We start from the raw sequence: 23,082 nt of genomic DNA, 5'->3' as shown, positions 1-23,082 counted from the left end.
GACCGTTATGTACGGTGATGGGCCATGGGGGGTCCCCGGCTACACCGAGATCCGCGAGCTGGGCTCGGGTGCGGCCGGTCGGGTGGTCCTGGCCAGGCGCGACTACGACGGCGTCGAGGTGGCCATCAAATATCTCAGTGACGAGCTGAGATCCGATGTCGGGTTCGTCGCCCGGTTCCGGCACGAGGCGCGGTTACTGGGCACGCTCCAGAGCGCGTACCACGCCCGGCTGATCGACTACGTCGAGGCCGGGCAGGGCGCGGCGATCGTCATGGAGCTGATCAACGGGGTCTCGCTGCGCGAGCTCCTCAGGTCCGAGGGGCCCACCGGTCCCGAGGCGGCGCTGGCCGTGCTCAAGGGCTCGCTCCAGGGCCTGGCCTCGGCGCACGCGATCGGGGTCGTGCACCGCGACTTCAAACCCGAGAACGTCATGGTGCAGGGCGACGGCACCAGCAAGCTCGTGGACTTCGGCATCGCGGTCCGGGCGGGCGAGGGCGCCAGTGCCGCGGGCACGCCGCCGTACATGGCGCCCGAGCAGTGGTCGGGCGGGCCCGCCGGACCCGCGACCGACGTGTACGCGGCCACCGTCGTGTTCTTCGAATGCCTGACGGGCATGCGCCCCTTCCGCTCCCCCAACCTGGCGGCGCTGGCCCGCCAGCACCAGAGCACGCCCCCGCCCGTGGAGGAGGTGCCCGCGCCGCTGCAGGGGCTGGTCCAGCGCGGCCTGGCCAAGGACCCGGCCGAGCGCCCGCCGTCGGCGGAGGCGTTCCTGACCGAGCTGGAGGCCGTCGCGGCCGAGGCGTACGGCCCGGACTGGGAGGAGCGCGGGCGCCGCCGCCTGGCGGCCCTCGCCGGCCTGCTGGTGCTGCTCTTCCCGAGCGCGCTCGACGAGCCGGCCCAGACGGAGACGGCGCTCGCCGAGACCCGCTTCAAGGAGCCGTCGCGCATCCTGAGCAGGCTGCCCGCCAAGCTCACCATCGGCGCCGTCTCCGTGGGCGTGCTGGTCGCCGCTGTCGTGATCATCGCCAGCTCGGGACCGGACGAGCCGGAGCTGGCGGCGCAGACCAGCCAGGTCACGCCGACCACGGCGGTGCCCGCCACGCCCGAGCCCGTGGACACCACGGAGGAGGAGCCTGAGCCCACCCTCGACGAGACCACGCCGGAGCCCACCCCGACGGCCACGGACAGCGACGCGCCCCCGGCCGTCCAGCCCACGGGCACCCAGCCCACCAAGACGAAGACGCCCACGCCCACGCCCACCCCGGTCAAGACGCCGCCCAAGACCAAGAAGCCCACACCGACCCCCACTGCCACGCCGACCCCTGACCCGCAGAACAGCGGCAAGATCGGCGAGCCCGAGGGCGACGACCCGCCCGCCACCCCCACCCCGACCCCTACCGCCACGCGCCCTCCGACCCGCCCGCCGGCCACGGTCACGGCCTCGCCGACCCGTGGCGAGCCGACCCCCAGCGGCAGCGAAGGGCCGGGCAGCGACCAGCCGACCCTGAGCGAGCAGCCGACTGGCGGGGAGCCGACGCAGGAGGGTCCACCGAGGCTCGACGCCGTGGGAAAGGCCCAAGCCGCACTGGTTGCCCTCGGCCTGATGACGACGGGCGCACTACCCGTCACACTTGCGGTGAAGCGCCGTATGGCGGGACGGCACAGAAGGAAGCGCTGAACGCGCCGGGGGGCAGACGGCGATGAACAACCCTGTGAACGGTATCGCCGGATTCCGGCTCACCGAGCACACCTGGATGACCGAACTCGGCAACTGGATCGACGCCATCTCACCTGACGGGCGCAGGGCGGGGGCGCTGCTCTTCGATCCCAAGATCGTCGGCCTGCCCGGCGTGCGCGACCGCGTCGTGCAGGCGGTCATGACCGACCAGCGGCTGGTGCTGGCCGGGCTCACCGGGCTGATCCCGGTGGCCGACGTGGTGGCGGCGGGCGACCAGGTCTGGCTGCTGACCGCGCAGGCGGTCAGCCCCACCCTGGCCGACCTGCTCGCCGCCGGTCCCGTCGACCCGGGCGGGGCGGCGTCCGTGCTGGTGGAGACCGCACAGACGCTGCTGGCGCTGCACGCCGCCGGGGTCACGCACGGCTCGGTGCACCCCGGCACGGTGGTGATCACCGCGGAGGGCGTTTCGCTGCTCTCGGAGCGGGGGCTGTCCGACGCCATCCGCGGGCGGAAATCGCCGCGCGAGCGCGACGCCGCGGGCTGGGCGTCGCTGGCCCGGGGCATGGCCGCCGCCTTCGGGCAGAGCGCGCCCGAGGCGGCCGGGCTGTTCGAGCGGGTCGCGGCCGCCGCCGGCACCCTGGGGCTGGGCACCGCGCGGGACACGCTGGTCAACGAGCGCGGGACGCTGCCCGGGGGCCGGATCAGCAGGGACGGGCTGGCCCGGGCGGCGCGCGGGAGGTCGGCGTTCGCGCAGCCGCCGGCGTACGCGCAGCCGCCGATCGTGCCGCCGCGGGACGAGGGCGACATCGTCACGCTCCTGCACGTCCCCGGCCGGTCGGCGGGGCCCGTCCGGTTCGGGCCCGGGGTCGGCACGCAGGCGCAGCAGCCCGAGACGCCGGCCGAGCGGATCTGGCGGGCCGGGCGCGACGAGGCGTCCACCGTGCACCGGCCCGGCGGGCGACTGGCCAAGGCCTCGCGGGCGCGGCGGCGGCGGACGATCCTGTCCAGCGCCGTGTTCGCGGCCGTCATGGCGGGGGCGATCGTGGCCTGGTTCACGCTGGGGAACGCGCCGGACCTGGCGGTCAAGTCGATCAACGTGGTGGCGCCGAAGAAGACCCAGGGCTGCAACAGCGCCGTCCTGATCACGGGCACCGTCGTCACGAACGGGGCGCCCGGCGAGATCACCTACGAGTGGCGCAAGAACCTGGACAAGGAGGTCGTCAAGGGGACGCTGCGCACGAACTCCGATCAGACGTCGTACTCGGTGCCGCTGCGGTGGACGCTGCGGGGGAAGAGCAGCGTCAAGGCCACGGCCACCCTGAAGATCATCACCCCGGGTCCGGCGCGCACCGACAAGGCGAGCTTCACGTACAAGTGCTGATCTCCGCCCAGCAATGCATATCAAAGCGGTTCTTACTAATCTGGCGAACATGACCACGCAGACCCCCGCGGGCTGGTACCCGGACCCCTACGGAGAGCCCCAGCTCCGCTGGTGGGACGGCAACCAGTGGACCGACGCCACCCACGCCCAGGAGCAGGGACCGGCCCAGCCCCAGCAACCGGCCTCAGGGCCCCAGCCGCAGCCCCAGTCCCAACCCCAGCCGCAGCCCCAGCCGCAGCCCCAGTCCGGCCCCGGCTGGTCGGCGACGCCGGCGAACCCCACGCTCCAGTTCGGCCGGCCCACCTACGGCCAGTCCGCCTACGGCCAGCCCGCACCGCCCACTCAGCAGCAGCAGCCGCCGCAGCAGCCGTGGAGCGGCGCCCAACTGCCGGGGCCCGGCTACGGGCCGCCGCCCAAGCAGGGCAATCCGCTGCCCTGGGTGTTCGGCGGGCTGGCGGCGCTGGTGGTGGTCGCGCTCATCGTGGTGGCCGGGATCTTCTTCATCAACCAGGACGGCACCACGACCGCGTCGCGGCCCACGCCGACGGACACGTTCGAGTCGCAGGAGCCGCCCAGCAACGACCCGCCGTCCCAGGAGCCACTGCCCAGCCAGGGCGGTGAGTTCCCGCAGCCGGCGGGCGACGTCGTCACCGATCCGCGCAGCGGCATCTCGTTCCAGGTGCCCGAGGACTGGACGGTGCCGCCGTACACCGAGATCAACAACGGCAGCCCGACCGAGCAGCAGTGGACGGCCGCGGTGAAGGCCGTCTCGCACGCGAAGTACGACGGCAAGGGCGACTGGATCGGCAACGTCTTCACGGGGCTGCTCAACGAGCTCTACCCCTATTCCGGCGCCTCCGGGCTGGGCGACACGGCCAAGGCCGTCTTCGTGGACTTCACCACCAGGTACTACGCGCTCGCGCACGAGAGCAAGGTCGTCCAGGACAAGGCGATGAAGATCGGCGACCGGGACGCGTGGGTGCTGCAGTTCGAGCTGGACTTCACCAAGGTCTCGGAGGAGAACGGCTACAAGTGGAAGAAGGAGAACGGGGCGATCGTGCTCATGGATCGTGGCGAAGGCCAGAGCCCGGCCATCGTCTACATCTCCGTTCCCGACAATTTGGGCACCGACGTGGTCAGCCAGGTTCTCGGCTCGCTCAAGCCCGCGTAACCGGTGGCACTAGGCTGGTGAGGTAACAAGCGGGCGGATTGCTCCGAGCCGCTGGGCGAGGAGATCGTATGAGTGACTTGCTGGTGTGGATCGACTGCGAGATGACCGGGCTCGACCTCAGCCGGGACGCGCTCGTCGAAGTGGCGTGCGTCATCACCGACAGCGAGCTCAATCAGCTGGACGAGGGCGTCGACGTGGTCATCAAGCCGCCGCCGGAGTCGCTGGAGCAGATGTCGCAGGTCGTGCGCGAGATGCACACCGCGTCCGGGTTGCTGCCCGAGCTGGCCGGCGGGGTGACGCTGGCGGAGGCCGAGTCCCTCGTGCTCGACTACATCCGCCGGCACGTCCCCGAGCCGAAGAAGGCGCCGCTGTGCGGCAACTCGATCGGCACCGACCGCACGTTCATCTCGCGCGACATGCCCGGGGTGGATGCATATCTGCACTACCGGATGATCGACGTGTCGTCGATCAAGGAGCTGGTGCGCCGGTGGTACCCGCGGGTCTACTTCGCCGCGCCCGAAAAGCAAGGCGGGCACAGGGCTTTGGCCGACATCACGGAGAGCATCAGGGAGCTGCGCTACTACCGCGCGGCCATCTTCGTGGGCCAGCCCGGACCTGATTCGACGACCGCGAGAGCCCTGGCAGAGCGTGTCAGCGGCTAAAGGAGTGGCGTAAAGACTCCCGAATCCCGCTACACTTTTCCTGTGCCGCTTCACCGCAGGCGGCCATGGTGGGTGTAGCTCAGTTGGTAGAGCGCCAGGTTGTGGTCCTGGATGTCGAGGGTTCAAGTCCCTTCACTCACCCCAGCGCGAACGGCCGGTCCTTCGGGACCGGCCGTTGTCGTTTTCTCCCGGCAACGGCCCCAAAACATGACAATGCGGGTTATGCTCGCTGTCTACCGCTAACGCCGGAAGCACGGGGGCCATCGGCGATCTGACCGTCTGCGCGCCCCCGGAGGCCGGATGAGAGTCGACGACGCAGCGTTCGATAGCGTGTTCACGTCCCTGAGCAAGCGTGAAGCCGAGGTCATGGACCTGATCGCGACAGGCCAGTCCAACGGACAAATAGCACAACGGTTGTTCCTCAGTGAGAAGACCGTCAAGAACCACGTCAACCGCATCTACGCCAAGCTCGGCGTCGACTCCAGGGTGACGGCCATCGGGTTATGGCTGTCCCGCCAGGAGTAGCCGCCGCCGTCACCCACGGCCTTCTCGCCGGCGGCGAGAAGGCCTTCCCGCGTACGCTCAGCCGGGCTTGATGCGGCGGCCGGTCAGGCGGCACGGGATGATCTTGAGATACTGCTGACGCTCCCCTCCCGCCCAGGGCTCCACCCCGGTGGCGGCCGCCGTCGCGCGCTCCTCCTCCTCGGTGACGTGGTGCAGCGACCCCTGGACGAGCACGCTCCAACCGCCGCGCGTCAGCTCCTCGATCCGGTCCACCTCGAAGGCCACCATGTACTCGACGTCCTGCATCCCCGTACGCAGGTCCTGGTCGGTGGTGCCGCCCGGGGCGGTGCGGAAGACGATGGCCCCCTCGCTCAGCCGGAAGTTCACCGGCAGCACGGTGGGCCCGTAGCGGCCCTCGAAGGCGATCCTGCCGACACCCCCGGGCTCCAGCAGGCGCCGGCACTCGCCCTCGTCCAGCGCGACCAGCTCGGGGTGCGCGGCGGCGGGGCCGGCCCCGGCGGGCGTGTCGGCCACCTCGCCGAGCAGGTCCTCCATGGTCGTGTCCAGCGCCTCGGCGAGCCTGGTGAGCGCCTCGCGCACCGACGGGCCCGGCTCCCCCTCGATGTAGGCGACGTAGCCGGCCTCGAGGCCGGAGCGTTCCGCCAGGTCCTCGCGGGTGAGGCCCAGCGCGTCGCGCCGCTGCGCGATCCGGCGGCCGAGGCGTTCGATGGTGGTCACTTGCAGAGACATGCGGCAGTTCCTCTCGCGGGCTCCTCTCCCGGGTCAACGTAACCGCGTTTCGCCCCCGCATGCGGGACCCGGCCTTTCGGGCGCTTCGCGGCCGGCGGGGTTTAAGAGATGCTGGCGGTGCCATAGGCATCCATGACGCCCTTGTGGGGGAAGGAGACTGGCATGGTGAAGAGAGCGCGGGTCGTGGTCGTCGGAGCGGGTTTCGCCGGGCTGGCCGCGACGCGGGAGCTGGCCAAGGGCGGGGCGCTGGTGACGCTCGTCGACCGCCACCCGTACGCGACGTTCCAGCCGCTCCTCTACCAGGTCGCCACGGCCGGGATGGGCACCTCCGACGTGTCCTACCCGATCCGGACCTTCGCCGCCAGATGGCCCAACGTGCGGGCCCGGCGGGCCGCGCTGAGCAAGGTGCTGCCGGAGGAGCGGCGGGTGGAGTTCGACGACGGCACCGGGCTCGACTACGACTACCTGGTGCTGGCCACCGGCGTCACCACCAACTGGCTCAACGTGGCGGGCGCGCGGGAGCACTCGCTGCCGATCTACTCGCTCGGCGACGCGGCGCGGCTGCGCCGGGAGATGCAGCACTACCTGGAGGACACGGCGGCCGGGCGGCGGAAGAGCACCCACGTCGTGGTGGTGGGCGCCGGGGCGACCGGGGTGGAGATGGCGGGCACGCTGGCGGAGCTGCGCCGGTACACGATCCCGCTGACGCATCCCGAGGTGCGGTCCGACCAGACGAGCGTGACGCTGGTCGAGCGGTTCGACTTCGTGCTGGCGCCGTACAAACCGCGGCTGCGGGACTCGGCGGCCGAGGCGCTGGCCAGGAGGGGCGTACACCTGCGGCTGGGCTCCACGGTGGCCGCCGTGGAGCCGGACGCGGTGGTGCTGGAGGACGGCACGCGGCTGCCGAGCGACGTGACCGTGTGGGCGCTGGGCGTCACCGCGCCCCCGGAGGTGGGGGCCTGGGGCCTGCCGCAGGGCAAGGGCGGCCGGATCACGCTCACCGAGGCGCTGAACGTGCCCGAGCACCCGGAGATCTTCGTGGCCGGCGACCTGGCCGGGCCGCCCGTCCCGCTGCCGCAGCTCGCCCAGCCGGCGATCCAGATGGGCAAGCACGTGGGGCGGCAGATCGCGGCGGCGGTCCAGGGGCGGCCGGTGCGGCCGTTCTCGTACCGCGATCCGGGGATCATGGCGACGGTGGGCAAGGCGGAGGCGGTGCTCCAGCTGTCGCACGGGCTGACGATGCGCGGGCTGCCCGCCTGGCTGGTGTGGATCTTCGTGCACGTGGCGTACCTGCTGGGCGGGCGCAACCGGGTCAGCGTGCTGCTCAACTTCTTCTGGCGGTACGCCGGGCCCCACCGCAGCAGGGCCAGCGTCACGCAGTAGACCTCACAGCGCCGCCCTCACAGCGCCGCGGAGAGCGCCGCCAGGCCGTGGTCGAGGTCGGCCTCGGGGATGTTCAGGGCCGGGCGCAGGCGTACGGACCTGGGTCCGCAGGGCAGCACCAAGACCTGGTGGTCCTCCCTGAGCCGGGTCACCAGGGCGTCGCGGGCCGCCTGGTCGGGCAGGTCGAAGGCGCACATCAGGCCGCGGCCCCGTACGTTCGCCATGGCCTCGGGGCGCTCGGCCTCCAGCTTCGTGAGGCGTTCGAGCAGCACGCCGCCCACGGTGCCGGCGCGGTTGATCAGCCCGTCGCGCTCGATGATCTCCAGGATGCCCCGGCTGCGCACCATGTCCACCAGGCCGCCGCCCCACGTCGAGTTGATCCGGCCGCTCTGCTGGAACACGTTGTCCGGAACCTGGTCCACCCGGCGGCCCGCCATGATCCCGCCCACCTGGACCTTCTTGGCGAACGCCACCACGTCGGGGGCCAGCCCCAGCTGCTGGTACGCCCACGGCGTCCCCGTCGTGCCGCCGCCGGTCTGCACCTCGTCCAGGATGAACAGGGCGTCGTGCTGGTGGCACAGATCCTGCATGGCCTGCAGGAACTCGGGGCGCATGTGGTTGTCGCCGCCCTCCCCCTGGATGGGCTCGGCGATGAAGCAGGCGATGTCGTGCGGGTGGCGGTCGAACGCCTCCCGCGCCTGGGCCAGCGCGCGCTCCTCGGCGGCCTCGACGTCGCCGAAGTGCACGGCGGGCACGTCGATCCGCGGCCAGTCGAACTTGGGGAAGCGGTCGGTCTTGCCCGGCTCGGTGTTGGTCAGGCTGAGCGTGTAGCCGCTGCGGCCGTGGAAGGCCTTGGTGAGGTGCATGACCTTGGTGCCCAGGTCGCGCGACCTGCCCGCGGCCTCGTTGCGGCGGCTCTTCCAGTCGAAGGCGGTCTTGAGCGCGTTCTCGACGGCCAGGGCGCCGCCCTCGACGAAGAACAGGTGCGGCAGCTCGGGGTCGCCGAGCACGCGGGCGAAGGTGTCGACGAAGTCCGCCAGGTGCTCGGTGTAGATGTCGGGGTTGGCCGGCTTGTTGCGGGCGACCTGGCCGAGCAACTGGGTGAAGTCGGGGTCGAAGGGCGGGTTCACGCCGAGCGGGGCCGAGGCGAAGAAGGTGTAGAAGTCCAGATATCGGCGTCCGTTTCGGGCGTCAACGAGCCAGGAGCCGCGGCTGAGCTCGAGATCGAGCACGAGGCGGTATCCGTCGACGAGCAGGTGGCGGGCAAGGCGGGTGTGTACGTCCATGGCGCCTCCACAGCGGGTCTTGCCTGACGTTCCTTCTGAAGAACGCCGGTATATATACAAAATTTACGGCACCTCTGCCCCTGGAGTGAAGTTCTTCACGCGTAGCGACAGGGCGATCATGGCGATGCCGTACAGGATCGCGAAGACGCCGATCAGCCAGACGACGCTGAGCAGCCCCGCGCCCGGCCAGACGAGCAGCAGGATGCCGAAGATCACCGACAGGGCTCCGCCGACGATGAACATCCACTCGTTGTCGATGACCTTGCGAAGCTGCACGCCGGCCACGATCTCGGACACGCCGGTGACGACGGCCCAGAAGGCCACCAGGTAGAGCAGGGCGAGGGAGGTGATGCCCGGCCAGACGAGGGCCACGATCCCAGCCACAATGCCGATAATTCCGGAAATGATGAGCCAGGTTCTGGACCGTGCCCCGTGCCGGAACCCGGCGAGCAGCTCGAACACGCCGCTGACGAGGGCGTACGCGCCGAAGAAGGCCACCAGGACCAGCAGCGTGATCTTAGGCCAGATGAGTGCCAGGAATCCGAAGACGACGGCCGCCAGCCCGCGTATGAGCAGCAGCCACCAGGATCGAGAGATTTCTCCCATGCTGGTCTGCCTTTCCGGGACGTACCCGAAAACAGACCAGCACCGGGTCAAATGTCGGTGATCCGCGACTCACCCGTGGGAGTAGACCACGATCGACACCGCGATGTACTGCACCAGGTAGGCGGCGATGGTGAAGGCGTGGAAGACCTCGTGGAAGCCGAACCAGCGGGGCGAGGGGTCGGGGCGGCGCAGGCCGTACACGACGGCGCCGGCCGAGTAGAACACGCCGCCGACCGCCACCAGCACGACGGCGGCCACCCCGGCGCCCTCGAGGAGCTGCGGCATGACGAAGACCGCGGTCCAGCCGAGCGCCAGGTAGAGGACCGTGTAGAGCCAGCGCGGCGCGTTGATCCAGAACACCCGGAACAACACCCCGGCCAGGGCGCCGCCCCAGGTCACGGACAACACCGCCACCCGGGCCACTCCGTCCAGCGCCAGCAGCGCGAACGGGGTGTAGGTCCCGGCGATGATCAAGTAGATGTTCGCATGATCGATCCTGCGCAGGAACTCCGCCAGCCGGGGACCGAGCTCGCTCCGGTGGTAGGTGGCGGAGATGCCGAACAACAGGGCCGAGGTGACGGCGTAGATCGCGGAGGCCGCGCGCGCCTGCAGAGTGGGGCCGAGTGCCACGAGCACGAACCCCGCGACCAGCGTGACGGGCAGTGCTCCAGTGTGCAACCAGCCTCGCAGCCTCGGCTTAACGGTGATGGTCGTCATGTAACCTACGGTACCGTAGGTTCGAGTTTCGTCACCTATGCGGTCCGCCGGAGGTCACAGGCCGTTGAGGAAGCGGGCCGCGACGGGAACGGCCGCCGACCGCCCCGATCCGCCGTGCCGCACGAACACGCAGAACGCCAGGTCGTCGCGGTACCCGATGAACCACGCGTGCGAGGTCTCGCCCTCCACCTGGGCCGTGCCGGTCTTGCCCGAGACGCCCTCCGGGAGCCCCGCGTCGCTGGCCGTCCCGTAGTCGACCACGGCCGTCATCATGTCCCTGAGGGCCGCCACGATCCCCTCGTCCATGACGACGTCGCCGTGCGGGACGCCGTCGATCCGGCGTACCTGCTCCTTCGACAGCAGCCGCGGCGAGCGCCAGGTGCCGTTCTGCACGGCGGCGGCGAGCGCGGCCATGCAGAGCGGGGTGGCGACGACCTCCCCCTGGCCGATGGCGTCGGCGGCGAGCATGTCCAGGTCGTCGGTGCCGGGGACGGTGCCGCAGGTCCCGCCGATGCCGGTCGCGATGGGCCGGCCGAACCCCCACTCGTCCGCCGTGCGGCGTAACTCCTCCGCGGTGAGCCTGGTGGTGGCCTGCTCGACGAAGGTGGTGTTGCAGGAGTGGGCGAACGCGTCGGCGAAGGTGACCGGGCCGCGATCCACCTCGCCGTCGTTGACGAAGAGCCGGTGGAAGGGGATCTGGTAGCTGCCGGGGCACTGGACCGGGGCCGCCGGGTCGAGCCCGCCCTTGAGCAGCGCCGCCGCGGTGATCACCTTGAAGACGGAGCCGGGCGGGAAGACGTCGCGCACGGCGCTGTAGTTGTCCATGAGCCGGTCGGCCAGCGCGAGGATCTCGCCGGTGCTGGGCCGGATGACGATGATCGTGGAGTCCTCCACGCCGTCCAGCGCCCGCGCGGCCGCCGCCTGCACCGACCGCGACAGGGTGGTGCGCTCGACGTTCGCCTCGGGCGCGCGGGTCATCAGCTGCCTGTCAGGCTGGCCGGGCACCTTGGACACCAGCGCCCAGCCGTGGTTGGCCTGCTCGAACTCGGGCTTGAGCGGGTCGAGGTAGGCGTCGGCGTAGCTGTCGTTCGGGATCTTGTCGCCCTCGCTGGTGACCAGCTCGGCGGCCGACGCGTCGATCTCCCCCAGCTCCAGCGTGCCGCCTTCCTTGAGCAGCGGGTGCAGCGTCTCGGGCGCCCACAGCACCTTCCAGGCCCGATCGCGTACGCCCAGCCGCAACGTGCTGTCGAACGGCCACGCCCCGAACTCGCTGAGCTCCCGCACCCCCGCGAACGGCACCTCGGCGGCCCCCTCCCCCGTGCTCCTCAACTGTCCGGGGGTGAGCTGGATGGACTCGACGTGGAGCTCGTCGCTCAGCTGGCGATGCCGTACGACGAAGTCGGCCGGAGCCCGGTAGACCAGCCGTGCCATGGCCGACACGTCGCCCTTGCGCCAGGCGGCGAAATAGGCGGCGGCCGTCTGGGAGGCGCTCCCTTTGATCCGGTTCGACGCCATGAACGCGAAGGCACCCGCCCCGACTACCGCGACAAGTGCGATAACGAGCACAATCAGCCTTCGTCGTCGCATACGGTTTCTCCCAGGAGGGGATCAGACGTGGCACGTGGACAGCGGGAACCGATGCCCGGCCTGTATCCGGTGACGTTCGGCGAGGTCGAACTTCTCCGGGACCTGGACAGGCAGGACGGCTGGGTGCTGTCCAAGGATGGCGTACCTCAGTCGTATGTAGATCTACAAGACCCGACATTTCTGGAATTTGAGTATGTACGACTCATGGCGGATGTGATCGACCTTTTGTCAGACGGGCCGCTGAGCTGTGTCCACGTGGGCGGCGGCGCCTGCACGATCCCCCGCTACGTCTCCGCCACCCGCCCCGGCTCCCGGCACATCGTGATCGAACCGGACGGCCTGCTGGTCAACCTCGTACGCGAGCAGCTCGGCCTGCGATCGGTGCCCCGGCTGAAGGTCATCGTCGCCGGGGGCCGCGAGGGCACCGCCAAGGTCTGGGACGCCACGGCCGACCTGGTGGTGCTGGACGCGTTCACGGGGGCGACGATGCCGGTCGAGCTGGCGACGGCCGACTACATGGGGGACATCGCACGCATCCTCCGCCCGGACGGCACCCTGCTGATCAACATGGCCGACGGCAAGGGCCTCGCCTTCGCCAAGCGCCTGCTGGCCACGGTGACCGGCACCTTCCGCCACGTGGCCCTGCTGGCGGAGCCGGGCATCATGCGAGGGCGCCGCTTCGGCAACCTGATCGTGGCCGCCTCGCGTACCGAGCTGCCGGTGGACCTGCTGTCCCGGAGGGCGGCGGGGGGCCTGACGCAGGCGCGGTGCGTACACGGGGAGGCGCTGACGAACTTCATCGCCGGCGCCGCCCCCATCAAGGACGGCGACCCCGTCCTGGCCCCGGTGCCACCCCCTGCCGTCTTCGGCTGACGCGCTTGACCTTCTCGTTGCGGCAACTTCTACGGTCGTGAACGAGCCGGAAACGCACCGGCTCGGCGATGGACGAGGAAGGGTGAGCCGGGCATGGAGTGGTCGATCGCGCAGGTGGCCCAGATGTCGGGCGTGACGTCCCGTACGCTGCGCCACTACGACGAGATCGGGCTGCTCCCGCCCGCACGGGTCGGCGCGAACGGCTACCGCTACTACGAGGAGCACCAGTTGCTGCGCCTGCAGCAGATCCTCGTGCTGCGGGAGCTGGGCCTCGGCCTGAGCGAGATCAAGGGGATCGTCGAGCGGCACACCGATCCCGTCGCGGCGCTGCGCGAGCACCACCGGCGCCTGCTGGCGGAGCGGGACCGGCTGGACGCGGTCGCCCGCATGGTCGAGCGCACCATCGCCGAACTTCAGCGCGACGAAGGGAAGACGATGTCCAGGATCAGCCGGCCGGAGAACCTGTTCGAGGGATTCGACAGCGCCCGCTACGCCGCCGACGCTCGTGAGCGGTGGCCGGAGCACTGGCAGGAGAGCGGGCAGCAGGAGCTCCTGAACGATCGCACCCCGCAGGAGCTGGAGCGGATGCAGCGGGAGGCGACGGCGGGGATGGTCCGGCTGGCCGAGCACATGCTGGCCGGCACCCCCGCCGGCGCCCCGGAGGTTCTCGCCGAGCTCGACGTCCACTACCGGCACCTGACCGAGTCGTGGACGCCGACGGTGGCCCAGTATCTGCACCTGGCCGGGATGCAGGCCGAGGAGGAGCGGTTCCGGGTGAACTACGAACGGATCGCCGAGGGTCTGGCCGCGTACATGCGCGACGCCATGACCGCCTACGCGCACGCCCGGCTGAGCTGAGCCCACGCCAGCGCACCGGCCGTCCGGCGGCGACCCCCGAGACCCGCACCGGAGCAGGATCACCGAGCGGAACCTGGCCGCCGTCTGGGCCAACTACGCCGCCCTCGGCCACCGGCGGCTCATCTACACGAACACGGTCAGCGTGCTGGAGAGCGAGCTCGTCACCCGTGCCATGGGCGGCCGTACGCGGGTCGTCGGCGTGCTGCTCACGGCCGGCGACGCCACCGTGGCGGCGCGGCTGGGCGCGCGGGAGCGGGGGTCGGGGCTGGCGGAGGAGACGGTGCGCAGTGGGTCGCCGGGTCAGGTCGCGCGGACCGCCGGGCCGAACCGGCGGCGGTAGGCCGTGGGGTTGAGGCCCGTGCGCCGCCGCATCTGGGTCCGCAGGTTCGAGGCCGTGCCCAGGCCGGCAGCCCGCGCGACCGCGTCCAGCCGCAGCTCGCCGCGCTCGATGAGCCGGCAGGCCAGCGCCACGCGCTCGGCGGTGAGCCAGGCCAACGGGGTGGTGCCGAGCTCGGTCTGGAAACGCCGGTGCAGGGTGGCCTGGCTGACGGCGGCGCGGGCGGCCAGGTCTGCCACGGTCAGCGAGCGGTCCAGGTGCTGCTGGGCCCAGGCGAGCACGGGCGCGAGCGAGGTGTCGGGCACGGGCGGCACCGGGCGCTCGATGAACTGGCGCTGGCCGCCGTCGCGGTGGGCGGCGAACACCAGGCGGCGGCTCACGGCGTTGGCCACCTCGGCGCCGTGGTCGCGGCGGATCAGGTGGAGGCCCAGGTCCAGCGCCGCCGCGCTGCCCGCGGCGGTGAGCACGTCGCCGTCGTCCACGAACAGGACGTCCGGCCGCAGCAGGACCTCGGGGTGGCGGGCCGCGAACAGCGCGGCCCAGCGCCAGTGGGTGGCGGTCGGCCGGCCGTCGAGCACGCCCGCCGCCGCCAGCGTGAACGCTCCGGTGCAGAAGCTCACCAGCCGCGCGCCGCGCCCGGCCGCCCGCCGCACGGCGTCGAGCACGGCCGGGGAGGGATGGGTCTCGGGATCGGGGCGGTTGGGCACGATCACCGTGTCGGCGCCGTCCACCGCCTCCAGGCCGGCGGTGCCGGAGAGGGTGAACATGCCGCCGTGCATCCGTACGTCCAGGTGCGGGGCGCAGATCGTGAAGTCGTACCAGGGGCGGTCGAGCTCCGGGCGGCGCAGGCCGAACAGCTCGGTCGCCACGCCCAGCTCGAACGGGTTGGAGCCCTCGTCGGCGATCACGACGACGTGGTGGCGCCAGTGCGAGGATCGATGCGACATGTGCAATTCCTAGCACTCGCGCGGGCCAGCCGCCAACCTCGACGATAGGTCTGTGACCAGCCAACCCATCGATCTGACGACCGCACTGAGCGCCTTCGACGCCCTCTGGAGCCCGCGGATCGTCACCCGTGTCAACGACTATGACGTCCGCATCGCCAAGGTGGCGGGCGAGCACATCTGGCATGCCCACGACGACACCGACGAGTTCTTCCTCGTCCTGGACGGCGAGCTGCGCATCGCCCTGCGGGAGGCGAGCGGCGAGCGGGTCGTCACCCTGCCCACCGGGGCGGTGTACGTGGTGCCGCGCGGCGTCGAGCACAAACCCTCGTCGGCGGGCGGGGCCTCGATCCTGATGTTCGAGCCGACCGGCACCCCGTCCGTCGGCGACCGGCACGAACCCGTACCCGGCCACATCGACGCCACCACGGGGCACGAGCTGCACCGCCCGTCCTGACCCACGTTCCCGCCGTCAGGGGGTGGCGACCTCGAAGTCCCCCGAGTCGCTGGACATCTCGATCGAGCGCCGGGCCGAGGGGTCGCCGGCGGCGCTGATGTCCTTGTTGCCCGAGTCGGTCTTGGCCACGATGTTGTACGGCCCCTGCGGCACGTGGATCTCGGTCCTGCCCGAGTCGGTGGCGGTCGTGACCTTGTCGGGCTGCCCGGCGAAGGTCAGGGTCATGTCACCGGAGTCGGTCTTCGTGACGACCTGCCTGACCGTCAGCCCGCTGGCCTCGATGGCCCCGGAGTCGCTCGTGGCCTCCAGCTCGCCCGACAGATCCCGCAGCACGAGGTCCCCGGAGTCGGAGCCCACCTTGACGCGAAGGCCCTTGGGCACCTCCACCTGGTAGCTGACGTCGCAGGACGTGGCCGCGGCGGCCAGCCCCCACGTGGTGGGGCAGTCGAAGCCCAGCTCCAGCGTGTCGCCCCGCACCTCGTGCCGGGTCTCCGGCTTGTTCTTGCGCCAGGTCAGCCGCTCGGTCACGTGGATGCCCGCGCGATCCGACTCGACCACTTCCACGGTGCCGGAATCGGCTTGGACCTGCAGCCCGGCCACCTTGTCGGTGACGTCGTACGACGCGGTGTCCTGCTCGGTGGGGCCGAGGCCGCATCCGGTCAGCACCGTCGCGAGCCCGAGAAGACCCGCGGTCATCGCCGTTCTCTTCCTCATCATGATGCTCAATTCTGTGTGATCCGGATGTACCGAGCAGACGGCATGTAACAACCCTAGAAAGCCGCGCCCCGAAGGGCATTGCCGCCGACACCCCGATCCCTGGTGGGGCCAGCCCTACCAAAGACGGGGCTTCCCGCGCCGCCCAAAAAGTGATATCACTTTGCTAGCAAGGTGAAGTCACAACAGAAGGGTGTTGCCGATGACGAACACATCGGGCGGGGTCGCGCTTGAGGGGACCGTCGTGGACATGCCCGCGCCGCACACGAGCGAGCGCCCGGTGCGCGCGGCTAACGGGTTCGTGATGGCGAGCGTGGCGACGGCGCTGGAGCTCATCGGGATCGCGGGGATCGTCGCCGGGATCGTCATGCTCGCCACGGGGGCCGGGCAGGGCGGGCTGTGGGTGCTCCTCGCGAGCTGCCTGGTGGCCGTGATCGGGTTCGTCATGTTCTTCGGGCTCACGGCGGTGGCGCCGGGCGAGGCCAGGGTGGTGCAGCTGCTCGGCCGGTACGTCGGCACCCTGCGCACCCCCGGCTTCCAGTGGGTCAACCCGATCACGGTGCGCCGGCGGGTGTCCACCAGGATCCGCAACCACGAGACGGACGTGACGAAGGTCAACGACGCCGACGGCAACCCGATCCAGATCGCGACCGTGGTGGTCTGGCAGGTGCGCGACACCGCGCAGGCGGTCTTCGAGGTGGACGACTTCGTGGAGTTCGTGGCCATCCAGGCCGAGACGGCCGTGCGGCACATCGCCGGCAGTTACCCGTACGACGCCCACGGCGAGCCGAGGCTGTCGCTGCGGGACAACGCCGACGAGATCAACGAGCGGCTGTCCGCGGAGATCGGGGCCCGGGTGTCCTCCGCCGGGGTGAAGGTCATCGAGTCCCGCATCATCCACCTGGCGTACGCACCCGAGATCGCCCACGCGATGCTCCGCCGCCAGCAGGCCGGCGCGGTGGTGGCGGCCCGGCAGCGGATCGTCGAGGGCGCGGTCGGCATGGTGGAGATGGCCCTGGCCAAGCTCGCCGAGCACGACGTGGTGGAGCTGGACGAGGAGCGCAAGGCGGCCATGGTGAGCAACCTGCTCGTGGTGCTGGTCGGTGACCGCGACACCCAGCCCGTGGTCAACGCCGGCACGCTCTACCAGTAACACCGTGGAGCGCAAGAAGATCCTGTTGCGGCTCGACCCGGTGGTGCACGACGCGCTGGCCAGGTGGGCGTCCGACGAGCTGCGCAGCACGAACTCCCAGATCGAGTTCCTGCTGCGCAGGGCGCTCTCCGAGGCCGGGCGCCTGCCGGACGGGGTGGGGCGGATGCGTCCCCGCGGGCGGCCCAGGAAGGGCCCGGAGGACTCCGACCAGGAAGATCAGGAAGAGGAGCGGGCGGATGGAGACGCTGGTGACACCGGATGAGACGCTGACGAGGTCGGCCTTCCTGCTGGCCTTCGACCTGCGGAAAGAGAAGCTGACCGGCCGCGGCGAGCTGGGCTACCTGCTGCGCGCGACCGCGCTCGCCGAGTTGCTGCTGGCGGGCCACCTGGCGGACGAGTCGGGCAAGGTGCGGGCGCTCACCGCCCCGCCCGGCGCCGGCTCCGGCACCCTGCCGGCGATCGTCTGGGAGCAGATCTCCGCCTCGCCGCGGGCCCGCTCCTGGCAGCGGTGGGTGCAGAAGCACAACGGCAAGGCGGTCGGCGTCGTCCGCGACGAGCTGGCGGCCGCCGGGCTGATCCGGGTGGAGCGGCGGCGGATCCTGCTCTTCCCGGTGGAGCGGATCACGCCGCGCAAGGCGTACCTGTCGCGCAGGCTCGCCGAGCGCGTCGGCCGGGCCATCCGCGGCGGCCAGCCGGTCGCCCGCCTGGACCAGGACGTCCGCGTCCTGGCCGCGCTGGCCGCGACGGCCCGGCTCAATACGGTGGTGCAGTCCCGCCGGGAGCTGCGTACGGACCGGATCCAGCAGTTGTCCGGACCCGTCGAGCCGATCACCGTCGCGTTGCGCAAGAGCCTGCAGGCGGCCAAGGCGGCGGCCGAAGCGGGTTGACCCGACGAATCACGGCAACCCTTGGGGAGGGAACCACATGACCACGTCCATCGAGGCACCGTCCGGGCCACGCACGGCCGGGCGCGCGCTGGCCCCTGACCTGGCCCGCGGCGCGATGTTACTGGCCATCGCCTTCGCGCACGCACCGCTCTTCGTGACCGACGTCCATCGCGGCCCGGCCGCGGCCAACGCGATCACGGACTTCTTCCACCTTCTCTTCGTCAACAACCACGCGCGGCCGCTGTTCGCGTTCCTGTTCGGGTACGCGCTGGTGCAACTGCTCGACCGGCGGCTGCAGGGGGGCGACGGCTGGGTGAGCGCCCGCAAGCTGCTGCGCCGGCGCGGCTGGTGGCTGATCGCGATCGGGATCGTCCACACGGTGGTGCTGGTCCCGATCGACATCCTCGGCGTGTACGGGCTCGCCGCCGTCCTGCTGGTCGGCCTGCTGCGGCGCGGGGACGCGAGCCTGCTGTGGACGGCGGGGCTCACCCTGGTGCCCGCGACGCTCATCGTCGGGGCCGGCATGTGGTTCGCGCTGGGGCGGGACATCTCCACCTATACCGCGGGAACCGTCGCCGCCGGCGGCCGGGGCTTCTGGGAGCTGCTCCCCGAGCGGCTGATCGCCTGGCCCTTCGGCCTGGTCGTGGCCGTCGTCGCGGTCATCCCCGGGGTCGTGCTGGGGATGTGGGCGGCGCGGCGCCGCTTCCTGGACGAGCCCGTACGCCATCGGGGGTTCCTGATCCGCGCCACGGTCATCACCACCACCGTGTCCGTCGCCGGCGGCGTCCCGGCGGCCCTCATCCAGACCGGCGCGTGGGCCGAGCCGTCGCAGGCGGCGCTGTGGGCGGCGGTGCTGGCGCAGCCCCTCACCGGCTACGCCGGCGGCATCGGCATGGCGGGCCTCGTCGCCCTGGTCGCGATCGGGGCCGCCCGCCGCCGCAACCGGCTCACCACGATGGTCGAGGCCCTCGGCCGGCGCTCGATGAGCCTGTACCTCTTCCAGTCCGTCGCGTTCGTCCTGGTCTTCTACCCGTTCGGCCTGGGGCTGGAGGACGAGCTCGGCCTCGCGGGCGCCACGGCCGTGGCGGCGGGCACGTGGCTGGTCTCGCTGTACCTCGCCGACCTGATGCGGCGCGTCGGTCACCGGGGCCCGGCCGAGATCCTGCTGCGCCGCCTGGCCTACCGCTGAGTCACGGCTCCGGCCCGAGGTAGGCCAGGACCGCGGCGACCCGCCGGTGCACGTCGCCGCTGTTCTCCAGGCCGAGCTTGGTGAAGATGGCGTTCACGTTCTTCTCCACCGACGAGATCGACAGGTGCAGGGCCCGCGCGATGCCGGAGTTCGACCGGCCGTGGGCCATCTCCCGCAGCACGTCCCGCTCACGGGCGGTCAGCGCCTCCCGCTGTCCCCGCACGTCGCGCCGGGCGAGCAGGCCCTCGACCACCTTCGGGTCGATGACCGAGCCGCCCGCCGCCACCGCCCTGATCGCCCCGAGCAGCTCGTCCAGATCCCCCACCCGGTCCTTGAGCAGGTACGCGTAGCCCTCGGTGCCGTGCTTGAACAGCTCGAACGCGAACAGCGCGTCCGCGAACTGCGACAACACGACCACCCCGACCCGCGGGTGCGCGGAGCGGATGCGGTGGGCCGCGTCGATGCCCTCGAAGCCCGGCCGCCACTCCCCTCCGGGCATCCGGATGTCGGTGATCACGACGTCGGGGCCGAGCCGGCGTACGGCGTCCAGGAGCTCGTCGGCGTTGCCCACCGCGCCCACGACCGTGACCTCGCCCGACGTCTCCAGCAGTTGCCGAGTGCCCTCGCGTACCAGGTAGTGGTCGTCGGCCACCACCGTACGGATCCGCTCACCCATCGACCGGCACCCACGCGTTCACCCGTGTCCCCTTCCCCGGCTCGCTGTCCACCGTCAGGCCACCGCCGAGCGCGTCGAGGCGGTCGGCGAGCGTGGCCAGTCCCCTTCGGGCCGCCGCGCCGGGGTCGAAGCCCTCGCCGTCGTCGGCGACCGTCGCGCGCAGGCGGCCGCCCTCCTGCGACAGTCGTACCTCTATGGTCGCCGCGCCCGCGTGCTTGAGCGCGTTCGCCACCGCCTCGCTCACGGTGAAGTACATCGCGCCCTCGACCTGGTCGGCGAACCGCCTGGCGCGCAGCGGCGGGGGCGAGGTCACCGTCGTGCGCACGGGCAGGCGGGAGCAGCGCTCCTCCACGGCCTCCACCAGGCCGCCCTGGCTGAGCGAGGACGGGTGGATGCCGGCCGCCAGCTCGCGCAGGTCGGCGAGCGTCTGGCGGGCCTGCTCGCGCAGGTGGGCCAGCATGTCGGGGCCCGCGCCCGTGGCCCGGGCGAGTTCGAGGCCGGCGATGAGGGCGACGAGCTGCTGCTGCACGCCGTCGTGGATGTTGCGCTCGATGCGGCGGCGCTCGGCCTCCTGGGCATTGACCAGGCGGCTGACCAGGCCGGCGCTCTGGATGGCCAGCCCGGCCGGCACGGCCAGCGCCTCCAGCAGGCGCCGGTCCACGCGGGTCAGCGGGCCGGCGTCCCTGGGGCCGCACTCGATGCGCCCGAGGCCGCCGCGTACCGGCATCTCCAGCACCGCCCGCCCCTCCTCCCGGCCCGAGACCACGCGCGTGCCGTCCGCGAGCGTCACCGCCGCCCACCTGACGTCCAGCCCGGTGCGCACCGCGGCGGCCAGCCGGCCCACCTGCTCCACCGGCTCGGGGGCGTCGTCGAGCGCCGTACCGAGGTCGGACAGCACCTCGTCCACCGTCGGCCGGATGTCGAACACCAGGTGCAGGCGTGACCCCCGGATGCCGACGCGCAGGTCGAGCAGCCGGTGCCGCACGACCGCCACCCCGATCGCGGCGGGCAGCGAGCCGACCACCGCCAGGACCCCGAGTATCCCGACCGCCCCGACCTGCACCCCGCCGAAGTTGAAGAGCGAGAGCAGCACCCCGCCGGCCAGGGTCGCGGTCGTGCCCCCCACCATCCAGGCGTACTGACCGCGCTCGCCGGAGCCGCTGCGCCGCCAGCGCACCACGAGCCCGCAGAACACGATCGCGGCCATGACCCACGTGACGAGCTGCCCGCCTGCCGACGCGAGCGCCGCGACCACACCCGCCGGGGACAGCGGCCCGGATGACCGGTACGGGCCGAGGCCGCTCACCAGGTATCCCCCGGCGTGCAGGGCGACCGCGATGCCCGAGATCCACGCCACCGCCCGCCAGCGCCGCGTCGGCAGCTGCCCGTCGGGGAACAGCAGGGGCACGAAGATCCAGGTGAGACCGTAGAACACGGCGAACATGGACAGGAGGAACGAGACGAGGAGATCGGGGGCGCCGCGCACCCCCAGCCCCGCGCCGAGGCTGCCGAGCCCCAGGCACAGGCCGGCCGCGAGGAGCAGCCAGCCGTAGCGGAGCGCGGGACGCCTGGCGGCCAGCAGCCAGCCCAGCGCGGGCAGGAGCAGGGCGAGGACGATGTAGGCCCACTGCGTCGCCGGGGCGGGCAGGCCGCTCTCCAGCAGCGCGCCGCTCACGGTGCCGGCGGCCGCGATCAACGCCAGCGGCCCGGCCACCAGCCTGAACCTCATAGGGCCCCATCGTGACGAGCGTGCGGGACGGCGTCTACGAGGTTATCCGCATATTTCCTACGGCCAGCCGCACCGCCGAAACGGCGGCCCCCTTGGTGGTCCCGATCTTGCTCCCGGGGCTTTGCTGAAGCCACGAGTCGATCCTCGATTGGAGCCCTTCCATGAACACTCCGTCGAAGCCCGCCCGGTTCCTCGCCGCGGCCGCGGTGGCGATCACCATGTCGGCCTGCGTGAGCGCGCCCGCTCCCGTACAGGCCACGACCGCCCCCACCACCGCCACGACCGCCGCCCCCGGGGTCCCCGACACTCCGGTGGGCCGGCAGCTGGGCTGGCTGCTGGAGGCGACCGCCCGCACGCCGATCCCGGAGAGCGAGCTGGCCGGGCACTTCGCCGCCGGCTTCCTCAAGAAGATCCCGCCCGCGCAGGTCAACCAGGTCCTGGCGGGCTTCACGGGCATGCGGCTGGAGCGGCTGCTGCAGTCGCGGGACACCGCGCTGGCCGCCCGCGTCGTGGTGGGCACCGCGGCGTTCGAGGTCGTGCTCAGCGTGGACGCCGCGGGGCTGATCGACGGCCTGCTGTTCCGCCCGCCCGCCCCGCGGAGCTGGGCCGAGGCGGACGAGCGGCTCCGGGCGGCCTCCCCGCAGGCCGGCTTCCTGGCCGCCGAGCTGACCGCGGACGGCAGGTGCCGCCCCGTGCACGGCCTGGCCGCCGACCAGGCGCGCCCGCTGGGGTCCATGTTCAAGCTGTACGTGCTGGGCGCGGTGGCCGAGCGCGTCAGGAGCGGCGCGTTCGGCTGGGACACCGAGCTCACGATCACGCCCGAGCTGAAGAGCCTGCCGTCCGGCGAGCTCCAGGACCGCCCCGACGGCAGCAAGGTGTCCGTCCTGGAGGCCGCCAAGCTGATGATCTCCATCAGCGACAACACGGCCACCGACCTGCTGGTCCACAAGGTCGGCCGCAAGGCGGTCGAGCGGACGATGCGGGCCTGGGGCGCCCGCGACAAGCGCAACGTGCCCCTTCTGACGACGAGGGAGCTGTTCGTCCTCAAGGGTGTGGACTATCCGCGCCACGCCAAGCGGTACCTGTCGCTCAGCACCGCCGGCCGGCGCGCCTACCTGGACCGGGTCGTGGCCAAGGCGCCGCTGTCGGAGTTCGAGCCGTGGACGGCGCCGCGCGAGCTGGACACGGTCGAGTGGTACGCCTCCCCCGCCGACATCTGCCGGGCCTACGCGGGGCTGGTGAAGCTGGGCGACCCGCGGATCGGCGAGGCCATGTCCATCTCCGACGCGGGACTCGGGCTGGACCGGGCGCAGTGGCCGACCGTGTGGTTCAAGGGCGGTTCGGAGCCCGGGGTGTCGGACCTGGGCTTCCTGGCCCGTACGTCGGGGGGCAGGACGTACGTCGTCACCACGATGGCCGTCGACCCGAAGGCACCGATCAAGCAGCAGACGGGGCCGGAGCAACTCGCCGTGGCCCGCGGCGCCTTCACCCTCGCCAAAGAATCCTGACCCGACGATCCCGCCTTTTAGGAGTCCACTTC

At 71.7% G+C, this 23,082-nt stretch carries 24 protein-coding genes and 1 tRNA gene; 16 read left to right on the top strand and 9 right to left on the bottom strand.

The window, feature by feature from the left end:
* Positions 1–7 precede the first annotated feature (7 nt).
* The 6 genes from ACTWPW_RS03915 (at position 8) to ACTWPW_RS03890 (ending at position 5,417) form a co-directional block, all read left to right on the top strand.
* Positions 8–1,678, top strand: a complete 1,671-nt coding sequence (locus tag ACTWPW_RS03915) for a serine/threonine-protein kinase (protein ID WP_443167965.1) — start codon at positions 8–10, stop codon at positions 1,676–1,678.
* Between the two features lie 22 nt (positions 1,679–1,700).
* Positions 1,701–3,059, top strand: a complete 1,359-nt coding sequence (locus ACTWPW_RS03910) for a hypothetical protein (protein ID WP_375111199.1) — start codon at positions 1,701–1,703, stop codon at positions 3,057–3,059.
* Between the two features lie 49 nt (positions 3,060–3,108).
* Positions 3,109–4,230, top strand: coding sequence for a DUF2510 domain-containing protein (locus ACTWPW_RS03905; protein WP_443167964.1), 1,122 nt, complete (start codon positions 3,109–3,111; stop codon positions 4,228–4,230).
* Positions 4,231–4,298: 68 nt separating this feature from the next.
* Positions 4,299–4,892 (top strand): oligoribonuclease, encoded by a 594-nt coding sequence (gene orn / locus ACTWPW_RS03900; protein ID WP_364115515.1) that lies wholly within the window; start codon positions 4,299–4,301, stop codon positions 4,890–4,892.
* Between the two features lie 68 nt (positions 4,893–4,960).
* Positions 4,961–5,036 (top strand) — tRNA-His (locus ACTWPW_RS03895).
* A 186-nt stretch (positions 5,037–5,222) separates the two neighbouring features.
* Positions 5,223–5,417: a helix-turn-helix domain-containing protein gene (locus ACTWPW_RS03890; RefSeq protein ID WP_345388833.1), complete on the top strand. Its 195-nt coding sequence runs from the start codon at positions 5,223–5,225 to the stop codon at positions 5,415–5,417.
* Between the two features lie 57 nt (positions 5,418–5,474).
* Here the strand turns inward: ACTWPW_RS03890 and ACTWPW_RS03885 are convergent, their stop codons facing one another.
* Positions 5,475–6,146, bottom strand: coding sequence for a helix-turn-helix domain-containing protein (locus ACTWPW_RS03885; RefSeq protein ID WP_443167963.1), 672 nt, complete (start codon positions 6,144–6,146; stop codon positions 5,475–5,477).
* Between the two features lie 162 nt (positions 6,147–6,308).
* Between ACTWPW_RS03885 and ACTWPW_RS03880 the strand changes: the two genes are divergently transcribed.
* The gene (locus tag ACTWPW_RS03880; RefSeq protein ID WP_443167962.1) at positions 6,309–7,529 is read left to right on the top strand and encodes an NAD(P)/FAD-dependent oxidoreductase; all 1,221 of its coding nucleotides are present in this window, start codon (positions 6,309–6,311) and stop codon (positions 7,527–7,529) included.
* Between the two features lie 17 nt (positions 7,530–7,546).
* Here the strand turns inward: ACTWPW_RS03880 and lat are convergent, their stop codons facing one another.
* The 4 genes from lat to ACTWPW_RS03860 form a co-directional block, all read right to left on the bottom strand.
* The gene (gene lat / locus ACTWPW_RS03875) at positions 7,547–8,815 is read right to left on the bottom strand and encodes an L-lysine 6-transaminase (protein WP_375111203.1); all 1,269 of its coding nucleotides are present in this window, start codon (positions 8,813–8,815) and stop codon (positions 7,547–7,549) included.
* Positions 8,816–8,878: 63 nt separating this feature from the next.
* Positions 8,879–9,421, bottom strand: coding sequence for an HdeD family acid-resistance protein (locus ACTWPW_RS03870; RefSeq protein WP_375111204.1), 543 nt, complete (start codon positions 9,419–9,421; stop codon positions 8,879–8,881).
* Between the two features lie 69 nt (positions 9,422–9,490).
* A complete protein-coding gene (trhA, locus tag ACTWPW_RS03865) occupies positions 9,491–10,138 on the bottom strand; it encodes a PAQR family membrane homeostasis protein TrhA (RefSeq protein WP_443167961.1) in 648 nt (215 codons plus the stop codon).
* A 54-nt stretch (positions 10,139–10,192) separates the two neighbouring features.
* Positions 10,193–11,653 carry a penicillin-binding transpeptidase domain-containing protein gene (locus ACTWPW_RS03860; RefSeq protein ID WP_443167960.1) on the bottom strand — a complete coding sequence of 487 codons (1,461 nt, stop codon included), beginning with the start codon at positions 11,651–11,653 and terminating at the stop codon, positions 10,193–10,195.
* Positions 11,654–11,776: 123 nt separating this feature from the next.
* Between ACTWPW_RS03860 and ACTWPW_RS03855 the strand changes: the two genes are divergently transcribed.
* From ACTWPW_RS03855 to ACTWPW_RS03845, 3 genes are all read left to right on the top strand, one after another.
* Positions 11,777–12,598, top strand: coding sequence for a spermidine synthase (locus ACTWPW_RS03855; RefSeq protein WP_364115702.1), 822 nt, complete (start codon positions 11,777–11,779; stop codon positions 12,596–12,598).
* A 93-nt stretch (positions 12,599–12,691) separates the two neighbouring features.
* Entirely contained in the window at positions 12,692–13,456 is a 765-nt protein-coding gene (locus ACTWPW_RS03850; protein ID WP_443167959.1) for a MerR family transcriptional regulator, read from the top strand.
* A gap of 142 nt (positions 13,457–13,598) precedes the next feature.
* On the top strand, positions 13,599–13,796 hold the full coding sequence (locus ACTWPW_RS03845) for a hypothetical protein (protein WP_443167958.1): 198 nt from the start codon (positions 13,599–13,601) through the stop codon (positions 13,794–13,796).
* On the opposite strand, the gene ACTWPW_RS03840 is transcribed toward ACTWPW_RS03845, so the two are convergent.
* Entirely contained in the window at positions 13,757–14,740 is a 984-nt protein-coding gene (locus ACTWPW_RS03840; RefSeq protein ID WP_443167957.1) for a helix-turn-helix domain-containing protein, read from the bottom strand. The genes ACTWPW_RS03845 and ACTWPW_RS03840 overlap by 40 nt on opposite strands.
* Positions 14,741–14,792: 52 nt before the next feature.
* On the opposite strand from ACTWPW_RS03840, the gene ACTWPW_RS03835 reads away from it, so the two are divergent.
* Positions 14,793–15,194 (top strand): cupin domain-containing protein, encoded by a 402-nt coding sequence (locus tag ACTWPW_RS03835; protein ID WP_443167956.1) that lies wholly within the window; start codon positions 14,793–14,795, stop codon positions 15,192–15,194.
* A 15-nt stretch (positions 15,195–15,209) separates the two neighbouring features.
* Here the strand turns inward: ACTWPW_RS03835 and ACTWPW_RS03830 are convergent, their stop codons facing one another.
* Positions 15,210–15,890, bottom strand: a complete 681-nt coding sequence (locus tag ACTWPW_RS03830; RefSeq protein ID WP_375111211.1) for a DUF4097 family beta strand repeat-containing protein — start codon at positions 15,888–15,890, stop codon at positions 15,210–15,212.
* Between the two features lie 220 nt (positions 15,891–16,110).
* On the opposite strand from ACTWPW_RS03830, the gene ACTWPW_RS03825 reads away from it, so the two are divergent.
* The 4 genes from ACTWPW_RS03825 to ACTWPW_RS03810 are packed head-to-tail and all read left to right on the top strand — an operon-like array spanning position 16,111 to position 19,137.
* Complete coding sequence (locus ACTWPW_RS03825; protein ID WP_375111212.1) at positions 16,111–17,061, top strand: SPFH domain-containing protein; 951 nt, start codon at positions 16,111–16,113, stop codon at positions 17,059–17,061.
* A gap of 4 nt (positions 17,062–17,065) precedes the next feature.
* On the top strand, positions 17,066–17,323 hold the full coding sequence (locus ACTWPW_RS03820; protein ID WP_375111213.1) for a hypothetical protein: 258 nt from the start codon (positions 17,066–17,068) through the stop codon (positions 17,321–17,323).
* Positions 17,298–17,948: a GPP34 family phosphoprotein gene (locus ACTWPW_RS03815; protein ID WP_443167955.1), complete on the top strand. Its 651-nt coding sequence runs from the start codon at positions 17,298–17,300 to the stop codon at positions 17,946–17,948. The genes ACTWPW_RS03820 and ACTWPW_RS03815 overlap by 26 nt, the downstream gene beginning before the upstream one ends.
* A 37-nt stretch (positions 17,949–17,985) precedes the next feature.
* A complete protein-coding gene (locus ACTWPW_RS03810; RefSeq protein WP_443167954.1) occupies positions 17,986–19,137 on the top strand; it encodes a DUF418 domain-containing protein in 1,152 nt (383 codons plus the stop codon).
* Between the two features lies 1 nt (position 19,138).
* Here the strand turns inward: ACTWPW_RS03810 and ACTWPW_RS03805 are convergent, their stop codons facing one another.
* The gene (locus ACTWPW_RS03805; protein WP_443167953.1) at positions 19,139–19,813 is read right to left on the bottom strand and encodes a response regulator transcription factor; all 675 of its coding nucleotides are present in this window, start codon (positions 19,811–19,813) and stop codon (positions 19,139–19,141) included.
* On the bottom strand, positions 19,806–21,542 hold the full coding sequence (locus tag ACTWPW_RS03800) for a sensor histidine kinase (protein WP_443167952.1): 1,737 nt from the start codon (positions 21,540–21,542) through the stop codon (positions 19,806–19,808). The genes ACTWPW_RS03805 and ACTWPW_RS03800 overlap by 8 nt, the downstream gene beginning before the upstream one ends.
* A 161-nt stretch (positions 21,543–21,703) precedes the next feature.
* Between ACTWPW_RS03800 and ACTWPW_RS03795 the strand changes: the two genes are divergently transcribed.
* Positions 21,704–23,050: a serine hydrolase gene (locus ACTWPW_RS03795; RefSeq protein WP_443167951.1), complete on the top strand. Its 1,347-nt coding sequence runs from the start codon at positions 21,704–21,706 to the stop codon at positions 23,048–23,050.
* Positions 23,051–23,082: the final 32 nt, after the last annotated feature.

The organism is Nonomuraea sp. KM90 (assembly GCF_052246675.1).
In the GTDB taxonomy this organism is placed as follows: Bacteria; Actinomycetota; Actinomycetes; order Streptosporangiales; family Streptosporangiaceae; genus Nonomuraea.
The sequence above is the reverse complement of the archived record's forward strand: the minus strand, read 5'-3'. Positions and strand labels throughout refer to the sequence as shown.